Annotated in this window: 8 protein-coding genes; 4 read left to right on the plus strand and 4 right to left on the minus strand. The window is 70.2% G+C overall.

Translation table 11 applies throughout. The features are described 5' to 3' along the window. Positions 1 to 24 precede the first annotated feature (24 nt). Positions 25 to 3711, plus strand: a complete 3687-nt coding sequence (locus CS062_RS06535; protein ID WP_233217944.1) for a CheR family methyltransferase — start codon at positions 25 to 27, stop codon at positions 3709 to 3711. Between the two features lie 48 nt (positions 3712 to 3759). Here the strand turns inward: CS062_RS06535 and CS062_RS06540 are convergent, their stop codons facing one another. After that, positions 3760 to 4842, minus strand: coding sequence for a sensor domain-containing diguanylate cyclase (locus tag CS062_RS06540; protein ID WP_099860629.1), 1083 nt, complete (start codon positions 4840 to 4842; stop codon positions 3760 to 3762). A gap of 193 nt (positions 4843 to 5035) precedes the next feature. Between CS062_RS06540 and CS062_RS06545 the strand changes: the two genes are divergently transcribed. Continuing rightward, positions 5036 to 5473 carry a hypothetical protein gene (locus tag CS062_RS06545; protein ID WP_099860630.1) on the plus strand — a complete coding sequence of 146 codons (438 nt, stop codon included), beginning with the start codon at positions 5036 to 5038 and terminating at the stop codon, positions 5471 to 5473. 77 nt (positions 5474 to 5550) lie between these two features. Here CS062_RS06545 and CS062_RS06550 read toward each other — a convergent pair whose 3' ends face one another. From CS062_RS06550 to CS062_RS06560, 3 genes are read right to left on the minus strand one after another with little or no spacing between them, the layout of a single operon-like run. Beyond that, positions 5551 to 6942, minus strand: coding sequence for an efflux transporter outer membrane subunit (locus CS062_RS06550; RefSeq protein ID WP_233217943.1), 1392 nt, complete (start codon positions 6940 to 6942; stop codon positions 5551 to 5553). Positions 6943 to 6968: 26 nt separating this feature from the next. Beyond that, the gene (locus tag CS062_RS06555) at positions 6969 to 10154 is read right to left on the minus strand and encodes an efflux RND transporter permease subunit (protein WP_099860632.1); all 3186 of its coding nucleotides are present in this window, start codon (positions 10152 to 10154) and stop codon (positions 6969 to 6971) included. Between the two features lie 29 nt (positions 10155 to 10183). Continuing rightward, on the minus strand, positions 10184 to 11389 hold the full coding sequence (locus CS062_RS06560) for an efflux RND transporter periplasmic adaptor subunit (protein ID WP_233217945.1): 1206 nt from the start codon (positions 11387 to 11389) through the stop codon (positions 10184 to 10186). Between the two features lie 260 nt (positions 11390 to 11649). On the opposite strand from CS062_RS06560, the gene CS062_RS06565 reads away from it, so the two are divergent. Further along, on the plus strand, positions 11650 to 12381 hold the full coding sequence (locus CS062_RS06565; protein ID WP_099860634.1) for a TetR family transcriptional regulator: 732 nt from the start codon (positions 11650 to 11652) through the stop codon (positions 12379 to 12381). Between the two features lie 166 nt (positions 12382 to 12547). Then, positions 12548 to 14881 (plus strand): YgiQ family radical SAM protein (locus tag CS062_RS06570; protein WP_099860646.1); only part of this gene is annotated, 2334 nt, incomplete at its 3' end.

A 14881-nucleotide genomic window follows, 5' to 3' on the forward strand; every position in this document is an offset into this window, starting at 1 on the left:
ACAGAGGAGCGGCGGCCCTTGCGGGTGGTGGTGCTTGGCGGCTCGGCAGGCAGCATCGACGCGCTCGGCGCGATCCTCGGTGCGCTGCCGCACGAAGTGGGCTTCGCGGTCCTGGTCATCACGCACCTCGATCCCAACGAGGAGTCGCATCTGCCCGAGGTCCTGCAGGACCGCACGCCCCTGCCGGTGGAGCGGCTCGAGCACCTGGCCAAGGTCGAGCACAGCCGCGTCTACGTCCTGCCCGAGAACGCCGGCGTGATCGCGCTGGACGGCCACTTCCGCCTCACGCGCCGGCAACCCGGGCTGCACCTGCCGATCGACGGCTTCCTCGCCACGCTGGCGCAGGACCCGGACCTGGATGGCGCGGTGGTCATCCTGTCGGGCGCGGGCCAGGACGGCGCGGCCGGCCTCGTCGACCTGAAGGCCACCGGCGGCTTCGCGATCGCGCAGGCGCCCGGCACCGCCGCCCATGACGGCATGCCGGTGGCGGCGATCAACACCGGCCTCGTCGACGAGGTGCTGCCGCCGGCCGACATCGCCGCCGCGCTGGTGCGGCGCTTCGGGTCGCCGCACCAGGAAAGCGGCCTGCCGGGTTCCGGCTCCAGCGCGCAGGACGCCGATGCGCTGGAGACGGCGATGGCGATCGTGCAGCAGAAGGCCGGCGTCAATCTGGGCTATGTGAAGGACGTCAACCTGCGCCGGCGCTTCCTGCGCCGCGTGCTGCTGCAGAAGGACCGCGACGTCGCCGCCTACCTGCAGCTGCTGCGCAGCGATCCCTACGAAGCCGCCGCGCTGCGCGACGACGTGCTGATCGGCGTGACCGCGTTCTTCCGCGATGCCGAGTTCGTCAACGTGCTGCGTCAGGTCGTGCTGCCCAAGCTGCTGGCGCTGCGCCACGACCCGATCCGCATCTGGGTGCCCGCCTGCTCGACCGGCGAGGAGGTCTACACCATCGCGATGCTGCTCAAGGAGGCGATGAACGCCGAGGGCATCCAGCGCCGCGTGCAGATCTTCGGCACCGACATCAACGAGGCCTCGATCGAGACCGCCCGCGCCGGCCGCTACAACGCGGCGGCGCTGGAGAACGTGCCGCAGTCGTTCCGCGACTCCGCCTTCCTGCCCAGCGCCGGCGGCTACCTGGTCGCGAAGGACCTGCGCGAGATGTGCGTCTTCGCGCGGCACAACCTGCTGGCGCATGCGCCCTTCTCCGGCATGGGCCTGATCAGTTGCCGCAACATGCTGATCTACCTGCGCAAGGAGGCGCAGCAGCATGTCTTCGAGGTGCTGCACTACGCCTGCCGCAACGACGGGTTCATGCTGCTGGGCCGGGCCGAAGCGGCCTCGGTCGCCGATGGCTTCGAGCATGCCGGTGCGCCGCACCTGTACCGCAAGCTGCCGAACTCGCGCCGCCAGCGGCCGTTGTTCCCGATCGACGCGCTGCGCCCCTGGGTCAGCGACAGCGACGCGCCGCGCGTGCCGCAGGCGCCGCCGCCGGACCTGGTCAGCGGGGCGGCCGATCGCGTGGCGCTGGCGCGCTACGCGCCGCCCGGCTTCGTCGTGAACGAGAGCGGCGACGTCGTGCAGTTCCGCGGCGACGTGGCCGCCTTCATCGCGCCGGCCAGCGGCGAGGCGACGCTGGCGCTGCCCCGGCTGCTCGACGCCGAACTCAACGTCCCGGTGCGCACCGCGCTGATCGAGGCCAAGCGCACCGCGCAACCGGTGCGGCGCGATCGGGTGGCGTTCCGGGACCGTCGCTACGCGCTGGAGGTGCTGCCGCTGGAGACCGGCGAGGCGCTGCAGCACTTCCTCGTCACGCTGGCGCCCGAGCCGGACGAGCCGGTCGCCGGCGTCGCCTCGGCCTTGTCGGCCCCGCCGTTCTCGCCGAGCGGCGCGCGGGCGCGTGTCGATGAACTGGAGCGCACCGTCACCACCCTGTCGGACGAGCTGGAGGCAACGCAGGCCCAGCTGCGCACGCTGGTCATCGAGTTCGAGTCGGCCAACGAGGAGCTGCGCACCGCCAACGAGGAGATGCTCAGCACCAACGAGGAACTGCAGAGCGCCAATGAGGAGCTGCAGAGCGCGAAGCAGGAGCTGGAGTCGGCCAACCAGGAGCTGATCTCGCTGAACGAGGAGCTCAAGTCGCGCAACGACGAGCTGGACCAGGTCAACGACGACCTCAGCAACCTGGTCGAGGGCATCCCGCTGCCGGTGGTGCTGCTGGACCGGCAGCTGCGGCTGCGTCACGCGTCGCCGCAGGTGGCGCAGCTCTTCGGCTTCGAGCCGGCGGCCATCGGCCAGGCGATCGGCCAGCCGGTCGGGCTGGTCACCTCGCGCTTCGCCGTCGGCCAGCTGGAGCAGCTGGTGCAGGCCGCCGTGCAGGGCCTGGCGCCGGTGGAGCACGAGCATCAGGACAACGAGGGCCGCTGGTGGCTGATCAACGTGCGGGCCTACCGCACCGCCGATGAGCGCATCGACGGCGCGGTGATCGCCTTCCAGGACATCCATGAACTCAAGTGCGCGCTCGATTCAGCCCAGCATGCCCGCGACGACGCGGAGCGCGCCAACACCGCCAAGGACGACTTCCTCGGCATGGTGTCGCACGAGTTGCGGGCGCCGCTCAACGTGATCTCCGGCTGGGCGTCGGTGCTGAAGCAGTCGCAGGAACGCGGCATGCTCGCCGAGGCGACCGCCACCCGCGCGATCGGCACCATCCTCAAGCACTGCCAGGCACAGGCGCAGCTGATCGACGACCTGCTGGACGTGTCCCGCATCGCCTCGGGCCATCTGAGGCTGGAGATGCGGCCGCTGGACCTCTCCGCCTGCGTGCGCGCGGTCGTCGACGGCCTGCAGCCGACCGCGGAGGCGCGAGGCCTGACGCTGAGCGGGACCGGCTTGCAGCAGCCGCACCGCATCCAGGGCGACCAGCGCCGGATGCAGCAGATCGTCTCCAACCTGGTCGGCAACGCGCTGAAGTTCACCCCCCGCGGCGGCCGCATCGGCGTGACGCTCAGCCGCATCGGACCCACCGTCGAGCTGGCGGTCGTGGACACCGGCATCGGCGTCGCCGTCGAGATGCTGCCGCGGCTGTTCGACCGCTTCACCCAGGCGGACATCACCCGCACCCGCGAGTACGGCGGGCTGGGCCTGGGGCTGTCCATCGTGCGCCACCTGGTGCTGGCGCACGGCGGCACGGTGACCGCGCACAGCGAGGGCGAAGGCCGGGGCACGCGGCTGACGGTGCGCTTCCCGGCGGCCGAACTGGTCTCGGACACCCCCGAGACAGCACCGCGCGACGGCGTCACCGCCGACCTGCGCGGCCTGCGGGTGCTGCTGGTCGACGACGACGCCCATGCGCTGGACGCGCTGCGGCATCTGCTCGAACTGGCCGGCGCCCAGGTGCGCGCGGCCGGCTCGGTCGATCAGGCCTGGGCCGAGGTCACGGCCGCGGCGGCGGAGGCCGCGCCGCATGCGCTGGTCAGCGATGTGGCCATGCCGGGGGCGGACGGCTACTCGCTGATCCGCCGGCTGCGGGCGCGTGAGCGCGACCGCGAGGATTCCGCCGAGACGCCGCTCTACGCGATCGCGCTGACCGGCCTGGCAACGCTGCAGGACCGCGATGCTGCGATCGCGGCGGGCTTCGACGACCACCTCGCCAAGCCGGTGGACGTCGACCTGCTCGTCGAGAAGCTGCTGACCGCCCGGCCGCACTGAGCGGCCCGCCGGCACGGGCGCCGCTGCGGGCCGGTCCGCGGCGGTGGATCAGTCCGCGGCCTGCGCGATGACCGCGGGCGCGATCACGCTGCGCCGGCGTGCGCGCTTCACGTCGTACATCCGCTCGTCGGCCAGGTGCAGGGCCTGCTCCACGCTGAGTCCGGTCGGGTCCAGCGCGACCACGCCAACGCTGGCGCCGGCGTACTGCAGCGCATGACCTTCGAGGTCGAATCGCCCGACGCTGGCGAGCGACGCGCGTTGCTCCAGGGTGCGCGCTGCCTGGGCCGGCTCGCCGCGATCGAGCAGCGGTATTGCCTGCGCGGAAGACGGCCCGCCGAGCGCCACGCCAGGCCCGACGACGACGAACTCGTCGCCGCCGACCCGCGCCAGCATGTCCGAGCCGCGCAGCTCCAGCGACAGGCGCTGGGCCATCTCGCGCAGGAACAGGTCGCCGCGGTGATGGCCGAGCTGGTCGTTGACGGCCTTGAAGCCGTCCAGGTCGATGCAGCCCAGCAGCACGCAGGTGCCGTCGCGCGCGGCGCGCTGCAGCTGCCGTTGCAGTTCGTCGAACAGCGCGCGGCGGTTGGGCAGGCCGGTCAGCGCGTCGGTCAGGGCATAGGTCGCCAGTTGCTCGTTGGCGGCCCGAAGGTCCGCCACCAGCCGCTCGCGCTGCAGGAATTGCGCCACCAGCGAGGAGAACAGCCGCAGCAGCGACTCCGCCTCGGGCGCGATCGGCCGACGTTGCGCGCTCGCCGCGCACAGCGTGCCCATCAGCTCGCCGCCGTCGTCGCGCACCGGCGCGCTGACATAGGTCTGGATGCCGAGCTGGCGGGCCGCGTCGGAGTCGCCCCAGCAGTCCGACACGTCGCTGGTGGCCATGCGGCCGGCGTCCAGCGCGCGCTTGCACAAGGTGTCGGACCAGTCCACCGTCAGCCCCTCGGGAATGGTCATCGTGCCGGTGTTGCGGGCGATCAGCACATGCTGCTGGCCGGCACGCAGGTCGATGGTCGTGAGGTAGGTGGACTCGAGCCCGGTGATCGAGCCCAGCATGTCCAGCAGCGGGCGGGTGAGCTGGTCGAGGTTCCGGGCGACCGGCACGGTCGAGGTCAGGCGGGCAAGCAGGGCATCCAAGATCGGCGTCGAAGGTCGGGACTGAAGCCGCCGATGTTGTCACAACTGCGCCGCGTCGCCGGACGCCGTCCGTCATGGTATTCGCGCCGTCCGCCGGATCTGCCCGGCGAGCTCCCCCGCCAGGACGCAGGGCCGGGACGCCGGGCGTGTGAATTGCCGCGACCGTTTCATCGAAGGCTCAGGGAGAACCCCCATGCAACGTGACGGACAGTACCGCGGCGTCTCGTACCGGGTCGAATCGACACCCACGGCCGGCGGCGCCTATGTCGGCCGCTACCAGTTGCTGGATGCCGGGCGGCGGCGGCACGACGCGACCGATCATGAATTCCTCGGCGGCGGACCGGCCGACAACGACGCTTTCGGCGAGGACCTGGACGCCCCGCTGGAACGGCACTCGGCGATCGACGCCGGCCCGGCGCACGGTGGAGCGCAGCTCGGCAGGGCGGCGACCGGCGTCGAGGACGTCGTCCATCCGTCGCTCGACCCGGTCTGGGCGACGGAGAACGAGGCCCTCAGCTACGCCACCGAGGCGGCCTGCCACGCGATCGAGATCATGCAGCTCGGTCGTCCGCAGGCGCAGGGCCGCGGCAGCGGCTCGAGCTGGCGCCGCACGGACACGCTGGGGCAGTGAACGCCGGATGAAAAACGGCGCCGGCCGCGATGCGGTCCGGCGCCGGTAGGCGCGTCCAGGCGAGGTCGACGCCCGCGTCAGGACGGCTGGCGCGCGGCGTCCAGGCCGCCGCCCAGCACCTTGTAGAGCTGCACCTGGTTCTGCAGCTGCGCCAGACGCACCTGCAGCGCCGCCTGCTGCGCCGCGAAGCTCGCACGCTGCGCGTCCAGCAGGTCCAGGCTGGAGGCCGCGCCGTTGCGATAGCTCAGGTCCACCAGCTCCAGGCGAGTCGCCTCGGCCGCGGCCTGAGCGTCCTGGGCCCGCAGCTGCTCGTCCAGCGTCGCCCGACCCGCCAGCGCGTCGGCGACCTCGCGGAACGCCGTCTGCACGGCTTTCTCATACTGCGCGACGGCGATCTGCTGGTTGGCCCGCGCCGCGGCGACGTTGTTGCGCACCCGCCCCGCGTCGAAGATCGGCATCAGCGCCGAGCCCGCGATGCTCCATGCGCTCTGGCTGAACAGGTCCTTCAAGGCGCTGCTGGCCGTGCCCACGCTGCTGGTCAGCGTGATGCTCGGGAAGTAGGCCGCGCGCGCGACGCCGATGTTGGCCTCGGCCGCCACCAGTTGCTGCTCGGCCTGGCGCACGTCGGGACGCGCCACCAGCACCTGCGACGGCACGCCCGCCAGCAGCGCGCCCATGGTCTGGTCGCTCAGCGGGCGCGACTGCGGCAGCGAGTCCGGCAGCGGCTGCCCCACCAGCAGCGTCAGCGCGTTCAGGTCCTGCTGGCGCGTGCGCTCGGCCTGGGCCAGGGTGGCGCGCGCCGATTCATAGGACGACCGGGCGGTGCTCAGGTCCAGGTTGGACGCGGCGCCGTTGTCGAACTTCAGCTGCATCAGCTTGAGGCTGTCCTCGCGCGTGGCCAGCGTCTGGCGGGTGAGCGCCAGCAGTTCCTCGTCGGCCTGCACCGCCAGGTAGGCCTGGGCCACGCCCGCGACCAGGCTGATCCGCGCCGACCGCGCCGCCTCGTCCGTCGCCAGGTACTGGGCGAAGGCGGCGGCGCTCTGGTTCTTGACCCGGCTGAACAGGTCGATCTCGTACGAGGTGATCTGCAGACCCGCCTGGTAGGCGCTGACGATCCGGCTGTCGCCGTTCGAGGTGGTCTGCGGACCGCGTTGCGCCGTCACTCCGAGGTTGACCGTGGGCCAGCGGCTGGCCGCGGTGACATTGGCCTGCGCCCGCGCCACGTCGACATTCAGCAGCGCCACACGCAGGTCGCGGTTGTTCTTCAGCGCGAGCTCGATCAGCTGCTTGAGCCGCTCGTCGCGGAAGAACTGCTGCCACTGCAGTTCGGTGGCCGCCTTGGCGTCGGCCGCCTCGGCGCCGGGACCCTGCGGCCACTGCGGCGCCACCGGCGCCTCAGGGCGCTGGTGCTCGGGCGCCAGGTTGACGCAGCCCGCCAGCAGCGCCACCGTCGCGGCGGCTGCGGCCATCACTGAGAGTTTTCTTTTCATCATCGTCAGACTCCGTCCGCGTTCTTCGCAGCATGGGCGGCCCGGGTCGCGTCGGGACCGTCGAGCTCATGGGAGTACAGCTTCTGCTGGCGCTCGCTGCCCTTGAAGAAGCGGCGCACCACCAGGAAGAACACCGGCACGAACACGACCGCCAGCACCGTCGCGGTCACCATGCCCGACAGCACGCCGGTGCCGATCGCCCGCTGGCTCGCCGAGCCCGCGCCACTCGCGAAGAACAGCGGCGTGACGCCCAGGATGAAGGCCATCGAGGTCATGATGATCGGACGGAAGCGCAGGTGCGCCGCCTCCAGCACCGACTCCACCAGCCCCTTGCCCTGCGCCTGCAGGTCCTTGGCGAACTCGATGATCAGGATCGCGTTCTTCGCCGACAGGCCGATGATGGTGATCAGGCCGACCTTGAAGTACACGTCGTTCGGCATGCCCCGCAGCGTCGCGCCGAGCAGCGCGCCCAGCAGGCCCAGCGGCACCACCAGCATCACCGACAGCGGGATGGACCAGCTCTCATAGAGCGCGGCCAGGCACAGGAACACCGCCAGCAGCGAGAACGCCAGCAGGATGCCGGCCTGCGAGCCGGAGAGCTGCTCCTCGCGCGACAGGCCGGTCCACTCGTAGCCGATGCCCGGCGGGAGCTGGCGGATCATCGACTCGAGTTCCTTCATCGCCTGGCCGGTCGAGGCGCCGGCCGCCGCGTCACCGGCCAGGCGCATCGCCGGATAGCCGTTGTAGCGGGTGGCCTGCATCTGGCCGGTGATCCAGCGGCTGGACGCGAAGGCCGACAGCGGCACATTGGCGCCCTGGGCATTGGTCACGTTGATCGCCAGCACGTCTTCCGGCGTCATCCGCTTGGGCGCGTCGGCCTGCACCACGACGCGCTGCATGCGGCCGGTGCTCGGGAAGTCGTTGACGTAGGTCGAGCCCAGCTGGATGCCCAGCGTGCGCGCGATCGTGTCGTAGCCCACGCCCAGTGCCTGCGCCTTGTCGCGGTCGATGTCGACCTGCAGCTGCGGCGCATCCTCCAGGCCGTCCGGTCGCATGCCGGTGATGATCTTGCTCTTCTGCGCCATGCCCATCAGCTGGTTGCGCGCGTTGAGCAGGGCCTCGTGCCCAAGCCCGCCGCGGTCCTGCAGGCGCAGCGCGAAGCCGGTGGCGGTCCCCAGTTCCGGGATCGGGGGCGGCGACAGCGGGAAGACGAAGGCGTCGCGCACGCCCACCATCATCGCGCCCATCACCCGACCGGCCAGCGCCTGCGCGCTGTGGTCCTTGCCCTTGCGCTCCTCCCACGGCTTCAGCGGCACGAACACCAGCGCGGCGTTCTGGCCCTGGCCGGAGAAGGAGAAGCCGATCACGCCGATGGTGTCGGCCACTTCCGGCTGCTTGTGCAGGAAGTTCTCGACGGTGGCGACGGCGGCCTCGGTCCGGTTGGACGTCGCGCCCGGCGGCAGCTGGACGTTGACGATCAGGTAGCCCTGGTCCTCGTTCGGCAGGAAGGAAGTGGGCATGCGGATGTACAGCCAGCCCACGACCGCGACGATCGCGGCGAAGGCCACCATCATCGAGCCGCTGCGCTTGAGCAGCCGCGCCACCCAGCCCTCGTAGCCCTTGGCGGTGCGCGAGAAGCCGCGGTTGAACCAGCCGAAGAAGCCGCGCTTCTCATGGTGGTGGCCGGCCTCGACCGGCTTGAGCAGCGTCGCGCACAGCGCCGGCGTCAGCGACAGCGCCATCAGCGCCGACAGCGCCATCGACGCGACCATCGCCAGCGAGAACTGGCGGTAGATGTTGCCCACCGAGCCGGCGAAGAACGCCATCGGCACGAACACCGCGATCAGCACCGTGGTGATGCCGATGATGGCGCCGGAGATCTGGCCCATCGCCTTCTTCGTCGCCTCGCGCGGGCTGAGGCCCTCCTCGCTCATGATGCGCTCGACGTTCTCGACGACGACGATCGCGTCGTCGACCAGGATGCCGATCGCCAGCACCATGCCGAACAGGGTCAGCACGTTGATCGAGAAGCCCAGCGTCAGCATCACGCCGAAGGTGCCCAGCAGCGCCACCGGCACCACCAGCGTCGGGATCAGCGTGTAGCGCCAGTCCTGCAGGAACAGGTACATCACCAGGAAGACCAGGATGATGGCTTCCACCAGCGTCTCGACCACCTGCGAGATCGAGATCTTCACGAACTTGGAGGAGTCGTAGGGGACGGTGTAGACCACGCCGGCGGGGAAGTACTTCTTCAGCTCTTCCATCCGCTGCTTGATCGCGGTGGCGGTGCCCAGCGCGTTGCCGGTGGGCGAGAGCTGCACGCCGATGCCGGTGGAGGGCTGGCCGTTCAGGCGGGTGTAGGTGGCGTAGCTCTGGCCGCCCAGCTCGATGCGGGCGACGTCCTTGAGCAGCACCTTGGAGCCGTCGGTGTTGGCGCGCAGGACGATCTTCTCGAACTGCGCCTTGTCCTCCAGCTGGCCCTTGACCACGATGGTCGCCGACATCGTCTGGCTGCTCGTGTTCGGGCGGTCGCCCAGCACGCCGGCCGGGACCAGCGCGTTCTGCGCGGCGACCGCGGCGCTGACCTCGGCCGGGCTGAGGTTGTAGGACTGCATCTTGGCCGGGTCCAGCCAGATGCGCATCGCGCGTTCGGAACCGAACAGCTGCGCCTGGCCGACGCCCGGGATGCGCTGGATCTCGGGAACGATGTTGCGGGCGGCGTAGTCGCCCAGCGCGATCGGGTCCATCGAGCCGTCCTGCGAGGCCATGGTCACGAACAGCAGGAAGTTGGAGCGCGACTTGTCGACGCGCACGCCCTGCTGGGTGACCGCCGCCGGCAGGCGCGGCGTGGCGCGCGAGAGGCGGTTCTGGATCTCGACCTGCGCCAGGTCGATGTTGGTGCCCGATTCGAAGGTCACCGTGATCGAGCCGGTGCCGTTGGCCTGGCTGATCGATTCCATGTAGGCCAGGCCGGGCGCGCCGTTGAGCTCCTGCTCGATGACGGACACCACCGCCTCGTCCAGCGTCTTGGCCGAGGCGCCGGGGTAGGCGACCGAGATCACCAGCGAGGGCGGCGCCACGGTCGGGTACTGCGCCACCGGCAGCTGGGTGATCGCCACCCCGCCGAAGACGAGGATGAACAAGGCGATCACCCACGCGAAGATGGGGCGATCAATGAAGAAACGTGCCATGTCTTGAATCCTTCCTGAGCGTCAGGCGCTCAGCGGCTCGCCGCGCCGGAGGCGGCGGGAGCCGCGCCGGACGCTGCGCCGGACGCCGCGCTGGCCGGGTTGAACGGCACCGGATTCACCGGCGCCCCCGGCACGAACATCTTCTGGAAGCCGTCGGCGATGACCTTCTCGCCGGGCTTGAGGCCGTCCAGCACCACCCACTGGTTGCCGATGGCGTTGCCGATCTTCACCTTGCGCGGCGCGGGCTTGTTGTCGGGGCCGACCACCAGCACCGTGTCGCCGGTGGAGCCGCGCGTCACCGCCTGTTGCGGCAGCAGCACCGCCGACGGCAGTTCCGCCTGCGCGACGCGCACGCGCACGTACTGGCCGGGCAGCAGCAGGCCGTCCGGGTTGGGCACCTCGGCGCGCAGCGTCACCTGGCCCGAGGTCGGATCGACGCTCAGGTCGGTGAACAGCAGCTTGCCGGTGCGCGGGTAGACGGTGCCGTCGTCGCCGACGATCTCGACTTGCGCCGCATTCGCGCCGGCGCTGCGCAACTGGCCCGCGGCCAGCGCGCGGCGCATCGCCTGCACCTCGTTGGCCGATTGGGTGAAGTTGACGTAGACGCTGCTGACCTGCTGGATCAACGCCAGCTGCGTGGCGTCGGACGCCCCCACCAGCGCGCCCTCGGTCACCAGCGCGCGGCCGATGCGACCGGAGATCGGCGCGTAGACATGGGCGTAATCCAGGCTCAGCTTGGCCTGCACGACGGCCGCCTTCGCTGCGGCCACGTCGGCCGCCGCGGCCTTGGCGGTCGCTACCGAGGTGATGTATTCCTGCTGGCTGATCGCCTTCGCGTCGGCCAGCGGCTTGTTGCGGGCCGCCTGCGCCGCGGCCTGCGCCTCGTTGGCCTGCGCCTTGGCCAGGTTGGCGTTGGCGCTGTCGAACTGCGCCTGGTACGGCGCCGGGTCGATCAGGAACAGCGCCTGGCCGGCCTTGACCTCCGAACCCTCGGTGAAGAGCCGCTTGAGCACCACGCCGTTGACCCGGGCGCGGACCTGTGCGGTGCGCAGCGCCTCGACCCGGCCCGGCAGCTCGGTCTGCAGCGCGACCGCCTGCTGACCCACCGTGACCACGCCGACATTGGCCGGCGGCATGCCGCCGCCGCCCGGACCGCCCTTGCCGGCCGCCTCGTCCTTGCCGCAGGCGGTCAGCACCGCCGCGATCGAGATCACGAGCGGCACCAGGTAGAGCATGCGCGCGCCGGCCTTCAGGCCCGGGCGCTCCGACCCCGGCGTTGCTTTTGTCAGAGGGGTAGACATCACGATGGGATTCCTCTCGCAGTACAGATCAGTTCTTCGGATGAGCGGCCCGGCGCGACACCGCCAGGCGGAAGATCGGCGGCCGCTTCCGGCAAGCCCGGGCCCTCGCCGTCACGGTTCGACCCAAAGTCGCGCAGTATATACATACATTCATGCATGTATGTTTCTGGAACGTGCTTCTACAATCGCACCCCATGGCCCGCCGAACCAAACAAGAAGCCCAGGAAACCCGCGCCCGTCTGCTGGACGCCGCGGAGCAGCTGTTCCATGAACGCGGCGTTTCCCGCACCTCGTTGCAGGACATCGCCCAGGCCGCCGGCGTGACGCGCGGTGCCGTGTACTGGCACTTCGAAGACAAGGTCCAGCTCTTCAACGCGATGATGGAACGCGCCACCATGCCGCTGGAGGAGGACTTCGAGGCGTCGGTGTCGCCCGGGCCGGACCGGCCATTGGACGACTTGCGGCTGCGCCTGATGAACGTCATGCACTGCGCCGCGTTCAACGCTCGCACACGCCGTGCCTTCGAGATCGCCAACCTGCGGGTCGAATTCGTCGGCGAGATGGCCTCGGTGCGCGATCGCAAGGTGGCCGCGCACCGGGAATGGACGGCCCACAACCGCGAGGCCTTCGAGCGGGCCAAGACGCTGGGGCAGTTGCCGCGCGAGGTCGACACGCAGCAGGCGGCGATCGGCCTGATGGCCCTGGTGGGCGGCCTGCTTCACCACTGGATGCTGGATCCGGAGGCCTTCGACCTGATCGAGGTCGGACAGGCGCGGCTGGAGCATTACCTCTCCTCGTTGACGGTCACGGTGCCCAACCGCTTCGCGCCGCTGACCGCCGCCGAGCGGGGGGCGCTCGGGCGACAGCCGGTGTGCTCGGGCAACCGGGCGGACGACGGCGGCACCGAGGACGGCCACGACGACTGAGCCTCGTCGGGCGCGGCCGTCCATCGTCGCGATTAACCGCTAATCCGGTGGAAAGCCCTGCATTTGTGCAGGGTCCCCTGAGGGAAACCCCAGGGTGCGGCGACAATAGCCGGTTGCCCACGCCCGAGCCGCCGCCGTGTCCATCGCTCCTCCGCCCACCCGTCCGCTGTCCGATCTGAAGAAGACCGGCCAGAAGGCGCTGACCGCCTACCGCCCGTTCTGGGCGAAGCGCTTCGGCCCCGCCCCGTTCCTGCCGATGTCGCGCGAGGAGATGACGCAACTGGGCTGGGACAGCTGCGACATCATCATCGTCAGCGGCGACGCCTATGTGGACCACCCGAGCTTCGGCATGGCGGTGATCGGGCGCACGCTGGAGGCGCAGGGATTCCGGGTGGGGATCATCGCGCAGCCGGATTGGAACTCGGCGGACGCGTTCCGGGCCCTGGGCAAGCCCAACCTGTTCTTCGGCGTGGCGGCCGGGAACATGGATTCGATGATCAACCATTACACGGCGGATCGAAAGATCCGCTCGGACGACGCCTACACGCCGGGCGGCGTGGCCGGCAAGCGGCCCGACCGGGCGACGCTGGTCTACACCCAGCGCTGCAAGGAGGCCTTCAAGGACGTGCCGGTGATCATCGGCGGCATCGAGGCCTCGCTGCGCCGCATCGCCCATTACGACTACTGGCAGGACAAGGTCCGGCGCTCGATCCTGGTCGATTCGAAGGCCGACCTGCTGGTCTACGGCAATGCCGAGCGCGCCATCATCGAGATCGCCCACCGCCTGTCGCAGAAGAAGCCGATCGAGTCGATCACCGACGTGCGCGGCACCGCCTTCATGCGCAAGCCGGACGATGCATCGCTCGGCGGCTGGTTCGAGATCGATTCCACCGAGGTCGACGTCCCCGGCAAGATCGACGCGCTGCTCAGCCCCTACATGACGACCGAGGAAGCGGCCGCCGATCAGGGCACCGACTGCTCGAAGCAGCAGGCGCAGGCCTCGGGCGCCGCGACCGGCGCGCCCGCCCCCGCCGGCATGGCCGAGGTCAAGCCGATCAAGATCGTCCGCCAGACGCTGTCCAAAACGGGCGGCGACGGCCGCGCGCTGGTCACGCCGCGCGACCGCACCGTCATCCGCCTGCCCGCCTACGAGCAGGTCAAGAGCGATCCGGTGCTCTACGCCCACGCCAACCGCGTGCTGCACCTGGAGACCAACCCGGGCAACGCCCGTGCGCTGGTGCAGCGTCATTCGTCGGGCGGCGTCGACCGCGACGTCTGGCTGAATCCACCGCCGATCCCGCTGACGACGGTCGAGATGGACCATGTCTTCGACCTGCCCTATGCGCGCAGCCCGCATCCGGTCTACGCCGACGAGAACGGCAGCCACGACCACGGCACGAAGATCCCCGCGTGGGAAATGATCCGCTTCAGCGTGAACATCATGCGGGGCTGCTTCGGCGGCTGCACCTTCTGCTCGATCACCGAGCACGAGGGCCGCGTGATCCAGAGCCGCAGCGAAGACTCGATCATTCGCGAGATCGAGGACATCCGCGACAAGGTCAAGGGCTTCACCGGGATCATCTCGGACCTGGGCGGCCCGACGGCCAACATGTGGCACATCGGCTGCAAGAGCCCCGAGATCGAGGCCGCCTGCCGCAAGCCCAGCTGCGTCTATCCGGGCATCTGTCCCAACCTGCACACCGACCACGGGCCGCTGATCAAGCTGTACCGGCGCGCGCGGGGTCTGCGCGGTGTCAAGAAGATCCTGATCGGCTCGGGCCTGCGCTACGACCTGGCGATCGAGTCGCCCGAGTACATCCAGGAGCTGGTGACCCACCACGTCGGTGGCTATCTGAAGATCGCGCCCGAGCACACCGAGGGCGGTCCGCTGTCCAAGATGATGAAGCCGGGCATCGGCACCTACGACCGCTTCAAGCAGCTGTTCGAAGCGGCGAGCGCCGCGGCCGGCAAGAAGCAGTACCTGATTCCCTACTTCATCGCGGCGCATCCGGGCACGGCCGACGAGGACATGATGAACCTGGCGCTGTGGCTGAAGCGGAACGGCTTCCGCGCGGACCAGGTGCAGACCTTCTATCCGAGCCCGATGGCCACGGCCACGGCGATGTACCACTCGGGCAAGAACCCCCTGAAGAAGGTGGGACGGGAGACCGAGTCGGTCGACATCGTCAAGGGCGAGCGCCGCCGGCGCCTGCACAAGGCCTTCCTGCGCTACCACGACCCCAACAACTGGCCGCTGCTGCGCGAGGCGCTCAAGGAAATGGGTCGCGCCGATCTCATCGGCAACGGCAAGCATCACCTGATCCCGACTTTCCAGCCCACGGGCACGGACAGCGGCTACGAGTCGGCACGCCGGAAGAACTCGACGAATGCGGGGCAGAAGGTCGCGCCGAACAAGCCGCGCGCGGGGCAGCTGCTCACGCAGCACACCGGCCTGCCCCCGCGCGAGACCGGCTCGGCGCGGGCGCCGCAGCGTCCGGCC

The sequence above is a fragment of the Roseateles chitinivorans genome, assembly GCF_002761755.1.
GTDB classification, from domain to species: Bacteria; Pseudomonadota; Gammaproteobacteria; order Burkholderiales; family Burkholderiaceae_C; genus Roseateles; species Roseateles chitinivorans.